Genomic DNA, 4,633 nt, shown 5'->3' on the forward strand with positions numbered 1-4,633 from the left:
CGTCTACCCACTCATCACCGAAGCTGAAGCCGATCGCAAAGTGCCAACTGGTGCACGCGTCGGTGAAGAAACGAAAATCGAGTCCCAGGCAGTCACTCCAGCGATGACCTCCTAGCCGGATTCGATTTTCTCTAAGACAGCGGCGCAGTGCAACCCAGCGAGCACTGCGCCGCTGTTGCTATGCCGTCGTCATTGTGAAACCTATAAAAAGCCGGGCCGTCTACACCTGAAAGTTGTTGCTTAGGCGAGGATTCCTACGCTGAGAATCTTCCGCCACGAATACCAACGAAGAAAGTAATGTCACGATCGATCCGAGCCGTCGTCACTGCTGCCGCTATTGCCGGGCTTGCACTGACGGGTTGTGCCAGCGCTTCCGATGTCCCTGCCTTTGATGATATCGAAGCACAGATGTGGGACTCCATGGTCGCCTCGGAAGCCATGGGAATGACCGGAGCCGTTCCTGATGGCATGGATGAGGATACGGCGGTCATTGAGGAAATGCTCGGCGGCAGTATTTCTGAACTGCAAATTTATGGGTCGCTCGATGGCTCGGCCACGGCAGTTCGCTTCGGTGAAGACCAAGAACCTACTATGGCGTTCTTCGGCGACGACGTGTACGTTTCGATGGATATGATGCTTCAGACCAGGGGGTCCATGCTGCCGGAAGATCAACAGGAAGCGATCACCACCGAATTTGCCGGTAAATACGCTGACATCAGCGACGACTTCGACGCAACCAACCAAGGCCTCGATATGGTAGACCTGCTGAATCAAATGCGTTCTGCCGCAGAATCCGGTCAGACCGACGACGTCACGGGCTTCAACTTTGGCGAACTGAACCAAGAAGGCACCTACATGCAACTCGAATCAGAATCTGACGATACCGGCTGGTTTTACTCCTCCGACAGCGAGGACGAAACCGCCATCATGAACGGTGAATCAGAGCAATATATCGCCGTTAGCACGGATCGCGATGCACCACGGTTGGAACACATCCGCAATGGTGAAACTCGCATGGAATTCACCTGGGACGACGAGGTTGAGATCCCGCAGCGACCAAGCGATGATCAAGTGGTCACTGAACAAGATGTTATGGCAATGACCTCGGGCCAGTAGGCTGTACGAAACCTTGACGACGGGTGCTGCACTGCAAAAGTGTGGCACCCGTTGTCGTGTCGAACCAGATCGCTTGTGCCGGTTGGATGCGAGACCGAACCTTGCTTTGACGTGCTCGACAGGCAACAATGGATCGATGATTCCGAACCACTGAGGATAACCTTTCGCACATGAGCCCCGAACAAATTCTGTTGCTGCTCTTGGACCTGTTGGGCACATTTGCTTTCGCGCTCAACGGTGCACTGACCGCCGTGCGACACGTGCGCATCGACATTATTGGTGTCTTAACTCTGGGCATGATCACCGCCATGGGTGGCGGTATTCTTCGCGACGTCATGCTCAACGACCTGCCACCGGCAACCTTCCAGGACTGGCGCTATCTCGCGGTGGCAGCATTTGGGGCGTTCATTGTCTTTATCTTCGCCAAACATCTCGGCCGTATGACCGTGCCCATTGAAGTACTCGATGCAGTGGGCTTAAGCGTTTTTGCAGTGACCGGTGCAAGTAAAGCCATGGAATTTGGACTTGGACCTGTCCAGGCGATCATTCTGGGAACACTTACTGGGGTCGGCGGTGGCACCATCCGAGATGCGCTCATCGGAAGAATTCCGTCGGTCATGAGTGAAGGGCTCTACGCGATCCCAGCGATTGTTGGCGCGGGGATCACCGTGGTAGTGATGATGACAGATCTCTATGGGGTGGCTGCAGCAGTAATTGCTGCCAGTGTCTGCTGGTTGATCCGAATTATCGGAGTACGTTATAAACTTAACGCACCATCGCCTCGCGGTACACATGCGGTCCAGGATTGACGTATTGGGCATGACTCGCTTCGACTTGAGAGATCGTACTACGAAGCAGTAATTCGCTGGCTGATCCCATCACGACTGGGACAGATCTCGGCCAATGAAGAATGTCTTGCACCGGGTATCCCATGGCATGGGGAAACGACCTGTGAGCCCGTCATTTTTGCTTTCGTACCAAATTGTCGTATTCCGAAGTTCTGCACGAGCTCTGGGGTGTTCAGAGAACTTCAGCCGTCCATGCTGGCTCAAAGCCAAGAGTGCTTATTCGACTTCATGACCGTTGGAAGAGATCTTTGACTTCTACTGGCAGCAGGATACAAGCATGGTGCGTGCCCCAGGGTTAGAGCACGCACCATGGAGGATCGAATCTCGCAGTGCGGGGTATTAGACGCTGGCCAAAATGTCCTCAACGTTGCGGAAATCATGATTCTGTTCCAGCTGGAGTTCTTCCAGCATGGCCTCAAAGACCCCACGGTGGGTAATTTTGCCGTCGTGTGCATTCAGCCCGGCTGCCAGACCTTCGTCAGCGGCCAGCGCTTTGGTCCACCCTTGGGATGCGATGCGCTGAATATATGGCAGGGTCGCGTTGGTCAGTGCTGCGGTTGATGTTTGTGGCACACCACCGGGCATATTGGAAACGCAGTAGTAAATCTTATCGCCCACCGTATAAGTGGGGTTTTGGTGGGTCGTGGGACGCGAGTTTTCAAAACAGCCACCCTGGTCAATAGCAATATCGACCAGCACGGAGCCTGGGCGCATGCGTTCGACCATTTCGGCGGTGACGAGTTTCGGAGCGGCAGCACCCGGGATGAGTACGGAACCGATCACCAAGTCTGCATCGGCCACAGCTTCGGTAATGTTCATCGCGTTCGAGGCGATGGTATCCAAACGGTTACCGTGGGCCTGTTCCAGTTCGGCAAGACGCTCGAGATTCACGTCAATCACTTTTACATTGGCACCCATGCCAGCAGCAATGACACCGGCGGCTTCACCAGCAACACCACCACCAATGACCACGACGTTGGCGCGACGTGTACCGGGCACCCCGCCCATGAGCACACCCGAACCACCCTGTGCTTGGGTCAGATGATATGCACCGGCAACCGGTGCGAGTCGACCAGCGACCTGGCTCATCGGGGCTAATAATGGCAACGTCCGACCGCGGGTGACCGTCTCGTAGGCCAACGCGGTGACTTTTGCATCAAGCACGGCTTTCGTGCACTCGGCCGAGGCGGCCAGGTGCAGGTAGGCAAAAATGAGTTGGCCTTCGCGCATGCGGGTCAATTCTTCGCCTACGGGCTCTTTGACTTTCAGAATCATCTCGGCGCGTTCCCACACTTGCCCGACGTCGTCGACCAGTTCTGCTCCAGCGGCGCGGTAGTCGTCATCGCTGATGCCAGACCCGATTCCGGCCCCGGCCTGGACCACCAGACTGTGGCCGGCTTTGACCAGCTCGTGCACCCCACCGTGGGTTAGGGCAACGCGGTTTTCGTTATTCATGATTTCTTTAGGAACGCCAATCAACATGAGTCCCAGCTTACTCCTTCTCAACAGGGTTGTTATATGTCGGGCCAACGTTTCCAGCGAGGAAGGTAGCTAACGACGTCGAATGATGCGCAGCACGATGGCTCGGAGCATTGCGATAAACGTCAATACCCAGGCCGCAACAGCGACCCATAACCATGCGGTGCCGATGGTTTCAACGATGGGTAATTCGTTGACCCGGCCCAGATATATCCCAGCCACGGAGTACATGCCCAGTGGGAAAACGATGCTCCAGAGGCTGGGCTCATATTTCAACGGTACCCGGTGAATAGCGTGTCGCCAGATGCCGACGCCGAATAGTGCGGGGATCAACCAGGTGGCAAAACACCACAATAGTACGGCCATGCCTGCGACTAAGCCGCGGGTGGCGTCTACCATGGGGGCTGAGGCCATTTCGGCGATGCGTGCTGCGGCCACCACGGTGATGGCCAGTGCTCCCATGGAAATCCAGTAGGGTGGATTGAATTCGCGTGGGTCCAGTGGGAAGGTCATGAGTCGTAGGGCTACGAACATCGCCACCGCGACGTAGAGGATCAGACCCAGTGACCAGGCGAAGATGGCGGTGATGGCCAGTATTTCGCGAGCCTCGGTCAGGATGGGTTCCAGCGTTGCCGACAACATGGCAACTGATTGCGCTCCGACAACCCAGATAAACCACAACCCGTTAGCGCCTTTGATTATTGGTCGCTCAGCACGACCTAATACCGCCACCACGGGGACGATATACCCCAGGAACAGCCAGCTGACGGCGGCCACAATGAGCAGCACGGCAGCAGGAGTCCACCAGCCGGCCATGGCCAGGCGCGACCCGATGACCCCGCTGCCGGCAACGAAGGTGAAGAAACCGAAAGACTGGGCGATGTCCGTGAGATCAGACATCACGGCAGCAGGATAGGCAATGATGCGCCAGAAATTGAGCGCGACGAGCACAATGTAGGCCACAACAGCAATGGCCAGCAACACTTCGGAAGCTGCCGGATAGCCACAAAGGTGCAGCGCAACTGAGACGATGCCGGTTCCCATGACCAAGGCGAAGTAACCGGGGGTGAGATCCACCGGACTCCACCATTTGGTGGCCACCGGGACAGTTGAAGATTCAGAGCGAACGGTATGCACGAGGTTTCCTTGCTTGGTGACTTACACTGATTTCACCATAAACCCTCACCTGC

4 protein-coding genes are annotated in these 4,633 nt (G+C 56.0%); 2 read left to right on the top strand and 2 right to left on the bottom strand.

Annotation, left to right across the window (positions count from 1 at the left end; genetic code table 11):
• Nucleotides 1–297: 297 nt before the first annotated feature.
• Both K8V32_RS13690 and K8V32_RS13695 read left to right on the top strand, forming a co-directional pair.
• Nucleotides 298–1,116 (top strand): hypothetical protein, encoded by an 819-nt coding sequence (locus tag K8V32_RS13690; RefSeq protein WP_303908654.1) that lies wholly within the window; start codon nt 298–300, stop codon nt 1,114–1,116.
• Nucleotides 1,117–1,286: 170 nt separating this feature from the next.
• Nucleotides 1,287–1,925: a trimeric intracellular cation channel family protein gene (locus tag K8V32_RS13695; RefSeq protein WP_303908657.1), complete on the top strand. Its 639-nt coding sequence runs from the start codon at nt 1,287–1,289 to the stop codon at nt 1,923–1,925.
• 378 nt (nt 1,926–2,303) lie between these two features.
• Here the strand turns inward: K8V32_RS13695 and ald are convergent, their stop codons facing one another.
• A complete protein-coding gene (gene ald / locus K8V32_RS13700) occupies nt 2,304–3,446 on the bottom strand; it encodes an alanine dehydrogenase (RefSeq protein ID WP_303908661.1) in 1,143 nt (380 codons plus the stop codon).
• A gap of 69 nt (nt 3,447–3,515) precedes the next feature.
• On the bottom strand, nt 3,516–4,580 hold the full coding sequence (locus K8V32_RS13705; protein ID WP_303908664.1) for a tellurite resistance/C4-dicarboxylate transporter family protein: 1,065 nt from the start codon (nt 4,578–4,580) through the stop codon (nt 3,516–3,518).
• Nucleotides 4,581–4,633 lie beyond the last annotated feature (53 nt).

The organism is Enteractinococcus helveticum (assembly GCF_020742345.1).
GTDB lineage: Bacteria > Actinomycetota > Actinomycetes > Actinomycetales > Micrococcaceae > Yaniella > Yaniella helvetica_A.

Excerpts from the sequence above, each read along its gene's own strand:
- ald (WP_303908661.1), bottom strand. The coding sequence starts at position 3,446 with ATGTTGATTGGCGTTCCTAAAGAAATCATGAATAACGAAAACCGCGTT.
- K8V32_RS13690 (WP_303908654.1), top strand. The coding sequence starts at position 298 with ATGTCACGATCGATCCGAGCCGTCGTCACTGCTGCCGCTATTGCCGGG.
- K8V32_RS13695 (WP_303908657.1), top strand. The coding sequence starts at position 1,287 with ATGAGCCCCGAACAAATTCTGTTGCTGCTCTTGGACCTGTTGGGCACA.